Genomic DNA, 13,257 nt, shown 5'->3' with positions numbered 1-13,257 from the left:
CCGTCGGGCGGGCGGGCGGGCCGTCGGGCGGGCGGGCCGTCGGGCTGGTCCCCGAGGTCGCACGACGTGCCGCTCGCACGCTCCGGAAGCGGCACGACGTGCGACCTCGGCGCACCGTGCGCGGCGTGTCGTGCGACCCCGGCGTCGGGCCTCTCGCCTGCAGGGACGGCCGCTGCCGACCGCCGTCGCCACGGTGAGATCGCACTACGGGCCGTTTGCACTGGGCGGAAGCGGCACGAAGTGCGACCTCGGCGGTCGGCGTGTGGCGTGTCGTGCGACCTCGGTGGGCCCTGCAGCGCTGCCGCCGCAGGGCCGGAGTCAGCGGTAGCCGCCGTCCTCCAGGCCCGCCTCGACCTCGAACCGGTTGCGGAGCGGGTCGCGCCCGGCCACGGCGTAGAGCACCGGCATGAGCACGCCGTAGCGCCGCCACTGGTCGACGTGCACGCGCTCGTGCCGGAGCACCCGGTCGCCGTCGTTGTCGCGGGTCAGGTAGACCGAGCCGACACAGGTGCCGCCGCGCCGGAAGACCCAGCGCGGCAACCCCGTGCAGACGACGAGGCCGTCGACGACGCGGATCCGGCCGGTGGACAGCGGGACGCCGATCGCCAGGCCGAGCGCCGTCGCGGCGAGCCAGCCGGCGCGCGACACGGGGGAGTCGAGCACCGACCGCCGGACGACGCCGTGGCCGGTCACACCGGGCGGCCGTAGGTCTCGAGCAGGCGGAGCCAGATCTCGTTCATGGTCGGGTAGGCCGGCACGGCGTGCCAGAGCCGGGCGACCGGGACCTCGCCGACGACGGCGACGGTCGCCGCGTGGAGCATCTCGGCGACGTCCTGTCCGACGAAGGTGACCCCGACGACGACCCCGCGGTCCTCGTCGACGACCATCTTGGCGCGTCCGGTGTAGCCGTCGGCCTGCAGCGCGGAGCCCGCGACGCTGCCGAGGTCGTACTCGACGGCGCGGACGTTCAGGCCCTGCTCGCGGGCGGCCCGCTCGGTGAGGCCGACGCTGGCGACCTCCGGGTCGGTGAAGGTGACCTGGGGGACCGCGGCGTGGTCGGCGGTCGCGACGTGCGCGCCCCACGGCTCGGTCTGCAGCGTGGTGCCCTGGAAGCGGGCGGCGATGGCCTCGCCGGCGGCACGGGCCTGGTACTTGCCCTGGTGCGTCAGGAGCGCGCGGTGGTTGGCGTCGCCGACGGCGTAGAGCCAGTCGGTGCCGTGCACGAGCATGGTGTCGTCGACCTCGAGCCAGTCGCCCGCGGTGAGTCCGACCGACTCGAGCCCGAGTTCGGCGGTGTGCGGCGAGCGGCCGGTGGCGGCGAGGACCTCGCTGGTGATGACCGTCGTGCCGTCGTCGAGCGTGGTCGTCACGAGACCGTGCTCGTCGCGGTCGACGCGGACGGGGCTGACGCCGGTGCGGACGTCGACGCCGAGCGCACGCAGGGCGTCGCCGACGAGCTCGCCGGCGAACGGCTCCATGCCGCCGAGCAGGCCGCCGCGTGCCACGAGCGTGACCTTCGCGCCGAGCGAGGCCCAGGCGGTGGCGAGCTCGGAACCGGCGACGCCGCCGCCGATGACGAGCAGGCTCTCCGGGACCTGCTGTGCGCTCGTGCCCTCACGTGTGCCCCACGGCTTCGCGTCGGCGAGGCCGGGCACGTCCGGCAGCGCGTGCAGGGAACCGGTGACGACGGCGACGGCCGCGCGGGCGGTGTGCGTCTCGCCGGCGACCTCGATGGTCTTCGGGCCGGTGATGCGGGCGTGGCCGCGGATCAGGGCGATGCCGGCCGACTCGAGCCAGGAGACCTGTGAGTCGTCCTTCCAGTCCGAGGTGAACGAGTTGCGGCGGGCGAGCACGTGCGCCGCGTCGAGCGTGCCGGTGACCGCCTGTGCGGCACCGTCGAGGCGCTTCGCGGCGGCGAGGGCGTGTCCGCTCCGGAGCAGGGCCTTCGACGGCATGCACGCCCAGTAGGAGCATTCCCCACCGACGAGTTCCGCCTCGACGACGGCGACCGACAGGCCGCGCTTGTGGGCGTAGTCCGCCACGTTCTCGCCGACTGCGCCGGCGCCGATCACGATGAGGTCGTAGTCCGTCATGCCGCCGAGCGTACGCGGGGCGGCATGGGACGGCCCCGGGTGGTCAGCCGATCCGCGCCGCGCTCGTCAGGGCGCCCACGACGCGCAGGATGACGCCGAGGTCGTCGACCGCGCGGTCCGGGTCGACCGGCGCGAAGCCGGTCAGTGCGGCACCGGCGAGACGGCGTCCGCGGGTGGCGGCCTGGATGCGTTCGACGAGGCCCGCACCGTCGAGACCGAAGGGGACGGGTTCGAGCAGCCCGTCGACCTCGGACGGGTCCAGGACGTCGAGGTCCACGTGCACGAACACCGACGACGCGCCGGTGGCGTCGACCGCCGCGCCGAGGGCGTCGGGCGTCGCCGCGTCGACGTCGAGGTGGGCGATGCCGGCCCGGTCGAGGGCGGAGCGCTCGGCGTCCTCGAGGCCGCGGACGCCGGCGAGCACGACGGAGCCGGCCGACGGGCGGGGCAGGCGGGGGAACAGGTCGTCCGGTCGGTCGACGAGGAGCCGCAGGACCGCGGTCTCGGCGGCGACCGGCTGGGCGCGGTTCAGCGGGCGGTAGCCGCTCGACCCGGCGACGCGGACGAACGCGGTGTCGACGTCGAGCGCGACGGTGGCGCCGAGCACGCTCGCGCCGTCGCCCCCGACCACGAGGACGGGCTCGGAGGCGACGCTCGTCTCCTCGGCGACGCGCTCGGCGACGCCGAGGACGGCGGTGTAGCGGGCGACGGCGGTCTCGAGCCGGTCGCCGGCACCCGCCGGGACCTCGACCACCGTCGTCGACGCCCGGGGCAGGTCGGCGGCGATCGCCGATGCCCCGTCGCCCAGCCGCATCGCGCGGGACGACGCCGAACCCTGCCACTGACCGACCACGAGGAAGTGCATCGTCTCAGTCTGTCAGGTGGGGTCCGGCGCCGTCAGGGCGATCGTCAGATGGTCGGCGAGCCGCCCGACTTCAGCGCGGCGAGGCGCGCCTCGACCTCGGCGTCCTTGCCGACGTCCTCGAGGCTCTCGAACTGGGCGTCGAGGCTCGACGACTGCAGCTCCTGCTGGCCGAGGACCTTGGCCTCCTCGCGGCGGACCTTCTCCTCGAAGCGGCCGAGGTCGCTCGTCGGGTCGAGCACGTCGATGTTGCCGAGTGCGTCGTTGACCTTCGACTGCGCCTCGGCGGTCTTGGCACGGGCGACGAGGTTGTCGCGCTTGGCACGGAGCTGCTCGAGCTTCTGCTCCATCCCGGCGAGGCCGGTCTTGAGCTTCTCGACGGCCTCGTTCTGCGAGGCGAGGTTCGGCTCGGCGTCGGAGACCTCCTGCTCGGCGGCGATCTGCTTGCCGATCGCGATCTTGGCGAGGTTGTCGAACTTGTCCGCCTCGGCGGTCTTGCCCTCGGCGCGGTAGCGGTCGGCGGCGCTGGACGCGTTGGCGGCCTTCTGCCCCCACTCGACCGCGGCGCGCTTGTCCTCCTCGTGGTCCTGCTCGAGCAGGCGCACGTTGCCGATGGTCTGCGCGATGGCGGTCTTCGCGTCGGCGATGTTGTTCGTGTAGTCGCGCACGAGCTGGTCCAGCATCTTCTGCGGGTCCTCGGCGTCGTCGATGAGCTGGTTGATGTTCGCCCGCACGAGGGTGGAGATGCGTCCGAAGATCGTCTGCTTGGCCATGTCGTGGTCCTTTCGAGAGAGGTGTGACTGGTGATGGGGCAGGTCGTGGTCTGTGGTGGGGAGGTCGTCGTGGTCGGACTGGGTCGCGTCAGAAGCGTCCGCCGCCGGAGAAGCCGCCGCCCCCGCCGCCCCCGCCGCCCCCGCCGAAGCCTCCGCCGCCGCTGAAGCCTCCGCCGCCGCCGAAGCCGCCGCCCCCGAAGGAGCCGCCGCCGTAGCTGCCGCCGCGGCCGCCGAGGAGTCCGCCGAGCACGATGCCGGTGACGAGGCCGCCGAGCTGCGGGCCGCCGCCGCGACCGCCGAAGCCGCCGCCACCGCCGCCGCCGCCCCAGCCGCCCAGGTCGTCGTTCGCGGCGTCCATCGCCGCGGCGGCGTACTGCTCGGCCGCCCGGGCGGCCTGCAGGGCCTGCCCCGGGTCGGTGGTGGCGAGCTGGACGGCGTCGTCGAGCGCCCGCTCGGCCTCGGAGAGCCGGGTCCTGGCGACCGGTCCGACACCGCCGCGGTGCAGGGAGACGAACTCCCGCGCCTGGCTGATGCGGTTCCGCGCGTCCCGCAGGGCGTCGTCGAGCGCCCGCGCCGCGCGCTGCTGCTGCTCCTGTGCGCCGCGGGCCGCGGCGATCGCACGGTCGATCTCGGTGTTCGCGCGGGTCAGGGCGTCGACCGCGGTGAGCGGGTCGCGTGGGTCGAGGTCCTGCCGCAGCACGGTCTCGGCGGTCGTCACGGCTGCGGCGAGGTCCGGGCCGGCGGGGGACAGGGTGCGCGCTGCCGCGATGTCGCCCTCGATGTCGGCGCGCATCGCGCCGGCGCGTGCGGTCGCCTCGGCGAAGGTGCGCTCGGCGCCGACGGCGCCGTTCGTCAGCTGCTCCACCTGGGCCAGGGCGTGCTGGGCGTCGCGCACGGCGACCACGGCCTCGCCCTTGGCGCCGGAACGGAGTGCCTGGTCCGCCGCGGCGGACCGCTCGGACGCGTAGGCGAGGACCTGCCGGGCCTGGTCGACGTTGTCCGCCACGGTCGCGAGCGTGCGCCCGGTGTAGTCCGAGCGGAGCCGGTCGAGGGCGGCCGCTGCGGTGTCGACCGATGCCGGCGCGGCGGCGACCGCGCGGGTCAGCGCGGCGGCGGCGTCCTCGACGCCGTCCTCGAGGGCGCGGAGCCGGTCGAACGCCTCGGTCTGCTCGTCGATCGCGGCGTGCGCCTGTTCGCAGATCACGATGATCTGGTTCGCCCACTCGGCACGCTGCTGCGGGCTGTCCGGGACCTCGTCGTCGAGTTGCTGCTGGTACGTGAAGGCGGTGCGGACGGACCGCTGCGCGGCTGCGACGGCGTCGGCGAAGGGCTTCGCGGCGTCCGCGCCGAACTGCGCGGTCGCGAACCCGACCTCTTGTTCGGCGGTGCGGAGCTCGTCGTCGATCGTGACGAGCGCGCCGCCCGCGGTCCGCTCGAGGTCGGCCAGCGACGCCTGCTGCGCGCGGGTGGCGGCTGCGGTGCGCCGCTTGTTGCGCGTCCGCACGACGAGCACGACGACGACGAGCCCGACCACGACGACGAGCAGCAGGATCCACAGCCAGGTCAGGTCCGCGGGCGCCTGGGAGTCGGTCAGGCCGCTCGCGAAGGCGGTCGCGGCGCCGGCCCAGTCGTCCTGCTTCAGCGCGGGGAGCAGGTCGTCCTGCACGGCGGTCTGCACGTCGGAGCTGCTGATCGCGGTCTCGTTCGTCTGCTGGACGTCGTAGTCGCGGTCCTGCACGGCGACGGCGAGCAGGATGCTGTCGGACTCGATCTGGTTCCGCTCGAGCACGGCCGTGCCCCACGCCGTGTGGTCGGAGGGGTTCGTGAAGGTCGGGACGAAGACGACGAAGAGCTGCGTGCTGGTGTCGGCGTACAGGTCGGAGACCGCGCGCTCGACCGAGGTCTGCTGTGCGGGGGTGAGCGCGTCGGCCTCGTCGAGGACGTAGGCGCTGCCGATCTCGACGGGTGCGGTGGCGTGCGCGGTCGCGGCGGGCGCCAGGACGACCAGGGTCGCGAGCAGCGCCGCGGTGAGTCGTCCGAGGAGGCGCGCTGTCCCCCTCCGTGTGCTCGTCCCGCCCGTGGTCGATCCGTGTGGGACCGCTCGCATCCGTCCTCCGTCCGTCACCGGTCGACGCCGTCGACGTCGCCAGGAACCGCGCCACCGCAGCGCTTTCGCCCGGAGTCTATCCAGGCCGATCCGAGCGCGGACAGACTCCCGGGCAACCCTGTGGACGAGCGTGATCGTGAGCGTCTTGTCCCCCGGTCCGGGGTATGCTGGGGGATCTGTTCGACGACGAACGGGAAGGGGAACAGCAATGGAGCGCACCACGAGTACCGAGGTCGTCCCGCTCGAGGACGGCTACCACCGCGTGTCGACGCCGGCCACCGGCGTCATCGGCTTCGTGCGCGAGCACGACGGCCGCTACGAGGTCCTGCGCGGACGCGTCCGCCAGGCGACGCGGTCCGAAGGGCTCTACAGCACCATGAACGTCGCGCTCATCGCGCTGACGCACGCCTGAGCGCACGGATGGCCGCTCGGCGGTCGGAGGCTGCCCGCATGGCTGAGCCGCGCCTCCGTGACGTCACGGTGACGCTCCGAGCGCCGGGTCGGGACCGCGACGCCGACCGGGAGGCCCTGGTCGCCGCCGTCGCGTCCGCTGCGGCCGTCGACGTGGACGCGGTGCGCGCGGGGCGCGTCTGTCCGCACTGCGCGGGGACCGACCACGGACGGCCCGTGGCGACGGTGCACGGCACCGACGTCGGGGTGAGCCTGTCGCGCACGACCGGTGTGGTCGCGATCGCCGTCGGCCCCGGACCGCTCGGTGTCGACGTCGAGCGCGCGTCGCGGGTGGCCGCCGCGCCGCTCGACGCCTTCACGGTGCGCGAGCTGGCCGCTGCACGTGGCGACACGACGCAGCTCGCCGCGCTGTGGGCCGTCAAGGAGGCCGTGCTGAAGCGCGACGGTCGGGGGCTGCGCGTCGACCCGCGGAACGTCGAGGTCGACCTCCGCCGCGCCACCGCCGTCCTCGAGGGGACCGAGCACCCGGTGACGGTGTTGTTCCCCGCCGCCGACACGGTGCTCGCGGTGGCGGCGGGCGGGGTCCGCGTCACCGTGGCAGCGTGAGCACCTCGGCGCCGTCCTGGGTGATCGCGATGGTGTGCTCCGTGTGGGCCGTCCGGGCGCCGGTGGCGCTCCGCAGGGTCCAGCCGTCGGCGTCGGTGACGAGCCGGTCGGTGTCCGCCATCACCCAGGGTTCGAGGGCGAGCAGCAGACCCGGCCGCAGGGTGTAGCCGCGGCCGGGGCGACCGGTGTTCGACACGTGCGGGTCCTGGTGCATGGTCGAGCCGATGCCGTGGCCGCCGAACTCGACGTTCACCGGGAAGCCGGCGGACTCGAGGACGGTGCCGATGGCGTGCGACAGGTCGCCGGTGCGCGCGCCGGGTCCGGCCGCGGCGATGCCCGCCGCCAGGGCACGCTCGGTCGCGTCGATGAGTGCGAGGTCCTCGTCGCGCGGGGTGCCGACGACGAAGCTGACGGCGGCGTCGGCCGCGATGCCGTCGAGGGAGACCGCGAGGTCCAGTGTGAGCAGGTCCCCGTCGGCCAGGGCGCGGTCGTGGGGGAGCCCGTGCAGGACGGCGTCGTTGACGGCGGTGCAGATGTGGTGCCCGAAGGGGCCGCGTCCGAACGAGGGGGCGTAGTCGACGTAGCAGGAGTCGGCCCCGGCGTCCTCGATCATGGCCTTCGCCCACCGGTCGACGTCGAGCAGGTTCGTGCCGACCCGGGTGCGTTCGCGGAGGGTCTGCAGGATCGTGCCGACCAGGGCGCCGGTGGCGCGGGCCCGGTCGACCTCGGCCGGGGTGAGGATCTCGATCATCCGGATGATCATACCGGTATTACCATGACGCCATGGTCCGACTGCCCCTCACCCCCGACGAACTCGCCCGCGGTCGCCGACTCGGCGCACTGCTGCGTGCGGCCCGTGGTCCGCGGTCGATCGTCGACACCGCACTGCGGGCGGGCATCTCGCCCGAGACGCTCCGGAAGATCGAGACCGGCCGCATCGCGACGCCGGCGTTCTCGACCATCGCGTCCGTCGCCGGGGTCGTCGGCGTCTCGCTCGACGCCGTGTGGGCCGAGGTCAGCAGCACCCCGACCGACGTCGGGGAACTGGCGGGCTAGCGCGGTCCGACCGCGCCGGGCACTGCCGTCCTGTCGATCCACGGGGCGGTGACCGCGTGCACGGCGTCGGACGTGGTGCCGGCCGCGTGCGCGAACGCGTCGAGGACGTCCGGCACCGTCACCGAGCCGTGCCGGTGCCGTTCGGTGACGCGCCGCAGTCCGGCGAAGAAGGCGTCGTCGCCGAGCGTGCGGCGGACGGCGTGCAGGGCGAGGGCGCCGCGCTTGTAGACGCGGTCGTCGAACATGTCCGCCGCGCCCGGGTCGCCGACCACCAGGTCCTCCGGCTGGTCGAGGAGCCCCTGCCGGTACTGCTCGGCGAGGTCGTCCGCGGTGTCACCGCCGCGCTCCTCGGACCACAGCCACTCGGCGTAGCAGGCGAACCCCTCGTGCAGCCAGATGTCCCGCCACCGGGTGAGGGTCACCGAGTTCCCGAACCACTGGTGCGCGAGCTCGTGCGCGATGAGCCGGTCGGTGCCGTGCTCGCCGTCGACGTGGTTCCGGCCGAACACGGCGAGTCCGTGGGCCTCGAGCGGGATCTCGAGCTCGTCGTCGGTGACCACGACCCCGTACGCCGCGAACGGGTACGGGCCGAAGCGGTCGCCGAACAGCGCGAGCATCTCCGGCACCTGGCCGAAGTCGGTCCGCGCCGCGACCGCCAGGTCGGCCGGGTGGTGCAGGGTCACCGGGACGTCGCCGCCGCGGAGCCGGGTCGTGCGGTACCGACCGATCTGCACGGTCGCCAGGTACGTCGCCATCGGCTCGACCGTCGCGAACGTCCAGCGGGTCCCGGCGCGGTCCCGCTCCTTCGCGAGCAGGTCGCCGTTCGCCACGACGTCGTAGGCGTCCTCGGTGGCGATCTCGAAGCGGTACGTCGCCTTGTCGTCCGGCCGGTCGTTGCAGGGGAACCACGTCGGGGCACCGGTCGGCTGTGCGGCGACGATGACGCCGTCGGTCAGCTCCTCCCACCCGAGGTGCCCCCAGGCGCTCCGCACCGGTCGCGGGGTGCCCCGGTACCGCACGTGCACGGTGAACGCGGCACCCGCCGGGATGGGCCTGTGCGGGGTGACCGTGGTCTTGTGCGTCGCCGTGGCGACCTTCTTCGCGCGGTGCCCGTCGACGTCGACGCGCTCCACGTGCAGCCCGTGCAGGTCGAGGACGACCCGGTCGAGCGGCTCGACCGCCCGCGCCGTGATGGTCGCCGTGGCGTCGAGCCGGTTCGTCGCGACGCGGTAGTCGAGCCGGAGCTCGTAGTGCTCGGCGCTCCACCGACGGTCGCCGCTGTGCGGGGTGTACGGGTCGGTGGTCGCGGAGGTCGGCACGGTGCCAGTCAACCCCATCACGCCGGACGGTCCGCTGCCCAGGGCGCGATCGGGTTGCCGGACCAGCGGGACCCGCCCGGCACCTGCTCGCCCCGCATGACGAGCGAGGCCGGCCCGACCGTCGCCCCGGTGCCGATGCCCGCCGCCGGCAGGACGACGCTGTGCGGTCCGAGTGTCGCGCCGGCGTCGAGCCGGACGGCGTCGAGCTGCATCACCCGGTCGTGGAACAGGTGCGTCTGCACCACGGTGCCCCGCGCCACCGAGGCGCCGGCACCGATCGACACGAGGTCGGCCTCCGGCAACCAGTAGGTCTCGAGCCAGGTCCCTCGGCCGATCGTCGCACCGAGGCTCCGCAGCCAGACGGCCAGCGCGGGGGTGCCGGTTGCCTGCTCGGCGAACCACGGTCGGGCGACGGTCTCGACGAAGGTGTCCTGCACCTCGTTGCGCCACACGAACGACGACCACAGCGGGTGCTCCCTGGCGGTGATCCGGCCGACGAACGCCCACTTCGCGATCGTCGACACCACGGCGGCGACGGCACCGGCGGCGATGAGCACCGGCCCGGCGAGCAGCACCGTCCACCCGATCCCGACGGCCGACCACAGCGCCAGCAGTGCCCCGGCCACGCCGAGCGCGACGGCGGCGGAGACCATCGGGGCGATCAGGCGCAGCAGCTCCCAGCAGCCGCGGGCGACCTTGAGCCGCCTGGACGGGCGGAAGGTCCGCGCCTCGTCGAACTCCGTCGCCGCACGCCGCAGCCGCACCGGCGGGGTCCCGAGCCACGACGACCCGCGCTTGGCCTTCTTCGGTACCGCGGACAGCACCGCCACCAGGGCCTCGCGCGGCACCGAGCGCCCGGCGCCCGTCATCCCGCTGTTGCCGAGGAACGCCCGACGGCCGACCTTCGAGCGCCCGATCCGCACCCGACCGCCGCCGAGCTCGTACGTCGCCACCATCGTGTCGTCGGCCAGGAACGCCCCCGACGCGATCTGCGTCAGCGCCGGGATGAGCAGCACCGTCGAGATCTCGGTGTCCCGACCGACCCGCGCACCGAGCAGCCGCAGCCACACCGGGGTCACGAGCGAGGCGTACAGCGGGAACAGCAGGGTGCGCGCCGCGTCGAGCACCCGCTCGGTCGACCACACCTGCCAGCCAATCCGGGAGCGCACCGGGTGCCGCCCCTCGTGCAGGCCGAGGCCGAGCAGCCGCACCGCGACCACCACCAGCAGCGCGTACACCGCACCGGCGACGACGGTCGCCAGGGGGACCGTCAGCAGCGCGCGGAGCAGCGCGTCGCCCAGGGTCGGCGCCCGCCCGACCAGAGCGACCGCGACGAGCAGTCCGACCGCGACGCCGACCACCGGCAAGCCGGCCACGGCCAGGGACCCGGCCCCGTACGCGAGCAGCCAGCGCCGACGGGCGGCGGGGCGGGCCTCCCGGTCGTCACGGGCCGACCCGACACGCTCCGCCGGCGCCCCTGCCCAGCGTTCGCCCGCCGGGACCGGGCCGCCGACCGCGGAACCGGCGGTGACCTCGGCACCCGCACCCACGTGCGCCCCCGGCAGCAGCGTCGTCCGGCTGCGCACCACGGCGTCCTCGTCGACGCGCACGTGCCCCAGGTGGAACACGTCGCCGTCGAGCCAGTGCCCGGCCAGGTCCACCTCGGGCTCGATCGACGCCCGCCTGCCGATCGTGAGCATCCCCGTCACCGGCGGCAGCGTGTGCAGGTCGACGTCCCGGCCGATCCGCGCACCGAGCGCCCGGGCGTAGTAGCTGATCCACGGGGCGCCCGCCGTCGACGGACCGTCCACCGCCTCGGCGATGCGCTCGGCCAGCCACACCCGCAGGTGCACCGAACCGCCACGCGGGTACGACCCCGGCCGGACCCCGGCGAGCAGCAGCCGCGCCAGCACCACCGTCAGCGCCATCTTGCCGATCGGCGTCACGAACACCAGGAGCGCCAGTACCAGCACCGGCCAGGGCAGCACCGGCAGGAACGGCAGCGTCGTCGCGTGCAGCACCGCCGCCACCAGCGCCGTCCAGGTCAGCACCCGCAGCCCTCGGAGCACCTGCACCGGCAGTCCGAGCAACGTCATCAGCAGGCCCGTCGCCGGGGGGACCGGAGCCACGTCGCGCGACGAGGCCGACACCGGCCCGGACTCGTCGAGCGCCGCCGCCAACGCCCCGATCCGCGGGTGGTCGTACACGTCCGCGACCGTGGTCGTCGGGAACCGCTCCCGGATGGCCGACACGAGCTGCGCCGCCGTCAGCGACCCACCGCCGTGCGCGAAGAAGTCGTCGTCGACGCTCACCACCGGCACCCCGAGGATCGCCGACCACCGCTCGGCGATCCACGCCACCGTGTCCGGCAGCACCGCCGCGTCCGATGCTCCGGGCAACGGCCACGGCAGCGCCGCGCGGTCGACCTTGCCCGACGTCCGCGTCGGCAGCGACTCCACCACCGCGACCAGCGGCACCAGGGCGGCCGGCAGCTCCTCGCGCAACCGGGCGTTCGCTGCGGCCACGTCCACCGTCGCGCCGGCCACCGGGGCGACGTAGCCGACCAGCACCTGGTTGCCCGCGGGGGTCCGCTGCACCACCGCGGCTCCACCCGCCACGTCGTCCAGGGCCTGCAGCGCCGCGTCGACCTCGCCGAGCTCGATCCGCCGGCCACCGAGCTTCACCTGGTCGTCCGCACGCCCCTGGAACACCAGCCCCTCGGGCTCGTACCGCACCAGGTCCCCACTCCGGTACGCCCGCTCCCACCCGAGCTCGGGGAACGGTGCGTACTTCTCGGCGTCCTTCGCCGGGTCCAGGTACCGCCCCAGCCCGACACCACCGATCACCAGCTCCCCGACACCACCGGGCGCAACACGGGCCCCCGACGCATCGACGACGGCCAGGTCCCACCCGTCCAGCGGCAGCCCGATCCGCACCGGTGACCCGCCGTCCACCAGCGCGCCGCACGCGACGACGGTGGCCTCGGTCGGACCGTACGTGTTCCAGAGCTCCCGATCGCGCGAGGCGATGCGCGCCGCCAGCTCCGGCGGGCACGCCTCGCCACCGAAGATCACGAGCCGCACCTGCTCCAGCGCGTCGTCCGGCCACAACGCCGCCAGCGTGGGCACCGTCGACACCACCGTGATGGTGTGCGCGATGAGCCACGGCCCGAGGTCCACCCCCGTCCGCACCAACGACCGCGGCGCCGGCACCAGCGCCGCGCCGTGCCCCCACGCCAGCCACATCTCCTCGCACGACGCGTCGAACGCCACGCTCAGCCCCGCCAGCACCCGGTCACCCGGACCGATCGGCGCCGTCTGCAGGAACATCCGGGCCTCGGCGTCCACGAACGCCGCAGCACTGCGGTGGGTGACCGCCACGCCCTTCGGCACACCCGTCGACCCGGACGTGAAGATGATCCACGCGTCGTCGGTCTCGCGGGGGAGTCCGGCGCTCGCCGCAGGGTCCGTCACCGGCAGCTCGGCGCCGGCACGGTCCCGCAGGACGCCGCCCGCACCGATCACGCCGACGACACCGGCCTCGCCGAACACCAGGGTGGCGCGTTCCTCGGGGTCGTCGGCGTCGACCGGCACGTACGCCGCCCCGGCGGCGAGCACGGCGAGGATCGACAGGTACAGGTCGCGCCCACCGGAGGGGATCCGCACCCCGACCCGGTCACCCCGCCGGACGCCCCGCCGGGCCAGGTCGTCGGCCCGATCGTGCACGGTGCGGAGCAGGGCGGCGTAGTCGAGAGTGCCGTCGGGGTCCTCGAGCGCGGTGGCGTCGGGGTGCGCGGCGGCCGTCGCGGCGAGGACGTCGAGCAGGGTGCGGGGCGCGGGCGCATGGGCCGCGCGCGCGAGCTCCTGCTGCACGGTGCCGGCGGGGGCGTCGGGGGTCATCGTGCTCGTTTCCCGGTCGCGTGCGGGACGACCGGCCCAGGAGCGTAGTGACCCGAGGTGACGCGCAGGGAAACACGGGGTGTCACGACGATGCGTGGCTCGGTGGCACGACGAGCCGGCGGGATGCGCAG

General features: G+C 74.6%; 11 protein-coding genes. 3 read left to right on the top strand and 8 right to left on the bottom strand.

Going from position 1 to position 13,257, the window contains the following annotated elements:
- Positions 1 to 318 precede the first annotated feature (318 nt).
- The 5 genes from BIU94_RS07150 to BIU94_RS17770 form a co-directional block, all read right to left on the bottom strand.
- Positions 319 to 693 (bottom strand): Fe-S oxidoreductase, encoded by a 375-nt coding sequence (locus BIU94_RS07150; protein WP_071255979.1) that lies wholly within the window; start codon positions 691 to 693, stop codon positions 319 to 321.
- Positions 690 to 2,093 (bottom strand): NAD(P)/FAD-dependent oxidoreductase, encoded by a 1,404-nt coding sequence (locus tag BIU94_RS07145; protein ID WP_071255975.1) that lies wholly within the window; start codon positions 2,091 to 2,093, stop codon positions 690 to 692. The genes BIU94_RS07150 and BIU94_RS07145 overlap by 4 nt, the downstream gene beginning before the upstream one ends.
- A gap of 43 nt (positions 2,094 to 2,136) precedes the next feature.
- Positions 2,137 to 2,958 carry an arginase family protein gene (locus tag BIU94_RS07140; protein WP_071255973.1) on the bottom strand — a complete coding sequence of 274 codons (822 nt, stop codon included), beginning with the start codon at positions 2,956 to 2,958 and terminating at the stop codon, positions 2,137 to 2,139.
- 44 nt (positions 2,959 to 3,002) lie between these two features.
- The gene (locus BIU94_RS07135) at positions 3,003 to 3,728 is read right to left on the bottom strand and encodes a PspA/IM30 family protein (protein WP_071255971.1); all 726 of its coding nucleotides are present in this window, start codon (positions 3,726 to 3,728) and stop codon (positions 3,003 to 3,005) included.
- A gap of 88 nt (positions 3,729 to 3,816) precedes the next feature.
- Positions 3,817 to 5,835 carry a TPM domain-containing protein gene (locus BIU94_RS17770; protein WP_071255969.1) on the bottom strand — a complete coding sequence of 673 codons (2,019 nt, stop codon included), beginning with the start codon at positions 5,833 to 5,835 and terminating at the stop codon, positions 3,817 to 3,819.
- Between the two features lie 208 nt (positions 5,836 to 6,043).
- Here BIU94_RS17770 and BIU94_RS07125 point away from each other — a divergent pair, with 208 nt between their 5' ends.
- Positions 6,044 to 6,247 (top strand): hypothetical protein, encoded by a 204-nt coding sequence (locus tag BIU94_RS07125; RefSeq protein ID WP_071255966.1) that lies wholly within the window; start codon positions 6,044 to 6,046, stop codon positions 6,245 to 6,247.
- Between the two features lie 38 nt (positions 6,248 to 6,285).
- Positions 6,286 to 6,852, top strand: coding sequence for a 4'-phosphopantetheinyl transferase superfamily protein (locus BIU94_RS07120; protein ID WP_071255963.1), 567 nt, complete (start codon positions 6,286 to 6,288; stop codon positions 6,850 to 6,852).
- Here BIU94_RS07120 and map read toward each other — a convergent pair.
- The gene (map, locus tag BIU94_RS07115; RefSeq protein ID WP_071256474.1) at positions 6,836 to 7,603 is read right to left on the bottom strand and encodes a type I methionyl aminopeptidase; all 768 of its coding nucleotides are present in this window, start codon (positions 7,601 to 7,603) and stop codon (positions 6,836 to 6,838) included. The two genes, BIU94_RS07120 and map, sit on opposite strands and share 17 nt — an antisense overlap.
- A 32-nt stretch (positions 7,604 to 7,635) precedes the next feature.
- Between map and BIU94_RS07110 the strand changes: the two genes are divergently transcribed.
- A complete protein-coding gene (locus tag BIU94_RS07110) occupies positions 7,636 to 7,908 on the top strand; it encodes a helix-turn-helix domain-containing protein (protein ID WP_071255959.1) in 273 nt (90 codons plus the stop codon).
- On the opposite strand, the gene BIU94_RS07105 is transcribed toward BIU94_RS07110, so the two are convergent.
- Both BIU94_RS07105 and BIU94_RS07100 read right to left on the bottom strand, forming a co-directional pair.
- Positions 7,905 to 9,227, bottom strand: coding sequence for a M1 family metallopeptidase (locus BIU94_RS07105; protein ID WP_254782899.1), 1,323 nt, complete (start codon positions 9,225 to 9,227; stop codon positions 7,905 to 7,907). The genes BIU94_RS07110 and BIU94_RS07105 overlap by 4 nt on opposite strands.
- Before the next feature lie 17 nt (positions 9,228 to 9,244).
- The gene (locus BIU94_RS07100; RefSeq protein WP_071255954.1) at positions 9,245 to 13,126 is read right to left on the bottom strand and encodes a Pls/PosA family non-ribosomal peptide synthetase; all 3,882 of its coding nucleotides are present in this window, start codon (positions 13,124 to 13,126) and stop codon (positions 9,245 to 9,247) included.
- Between the last annotated feature and the right edge of the window lie 131 nt (positions 13,127 to 13,257).

The organism is Curtobacterium sp. MMLR14_006 (assembly GCF_001864985.1).
In the GTDB taxonomy this organism is placed as follows: domain Bacteria; phylum Actinomycetota; class Actinomycetes; order Actinomycetales; family Microbacteriaceae; genus Curtobacterium.
The sequence above is the reverse complement of the archived record's forward strand: the minus strand, read 5'-3'. Positions and strand labels throughout refer to the sequence as shown.

What these genes read in the sequence shown, in the direction of transcription:
- BIU94_RS07145 (WP_071255975.1), bottom strand. Translation starts at nt 2,093, where the DNA reads ATGACGGACTACGACCTCATCGTGATCGGCGCCGGCGCAGTCGGCGAG.
- BIU94_RS07140 (WP_071255973.1), bottom strand. Translation starts at nt 2,958, where the DNA reads ATGCACTTCCTCGTGGTCGGTCAGTGGCAGGGTTCGGCGTCGTCCCGC.
- BIU94_RS07135 (WP_071255971.1), bottom strand. Translation starts at nt 3,728, where the DNA reads ATGGCCAAGCAGACGATCTTCGGACGCATCTCCACCCTCGTGCGGGCG.
- BIU94_RS17770 (WP_071255969.1), bottom strand. Translation starts at nt 5,835, where the DNA reads ATGCGAGCGGTCCCACACGGATCGACCACGGGCGGGACGAGCACACGG.
- BIU94_RS07125 (WP_071255966.1), top strand. Translation starts at nt 6,044, where the DNA reads ATGGAGCGCACCACGAGTACCGAGGTCGTCCCGCTCGAGGACGGCTAC.
- BIU94_RS07120 (WP_071255963.1), top strand. Translation starts at nt 6,286, where the DNA reads ATGGCTGAGCCGCGCCTCCGTGACGTCACGGTGACGCTCCGAGCGCCG.
- map (WP_071256474.1), bottom strand. Translation starts at nt 7,603, where the DNA reads ATGATCGAGATCCTCACCCCGGCCGAGGTCGACCGGGCCCGCGCCACC.
- BIU94_RS07110 (WP_071255959.1), top strand. Translation starts at nt 7,636, where the DNA reads ATGGTCCGACTGCCCCTCACCCCCGACGAACTCGCCCGCGGTCGCCGA.
- BIU94_RS07100 (WP_071255954.1), bottom strand. Translation starts at nt 13,126, where the DNA reads ATGACCCCCGACGCCCCCGCCGGCACCGTGCAGCAGGAGCTCGCGCGC.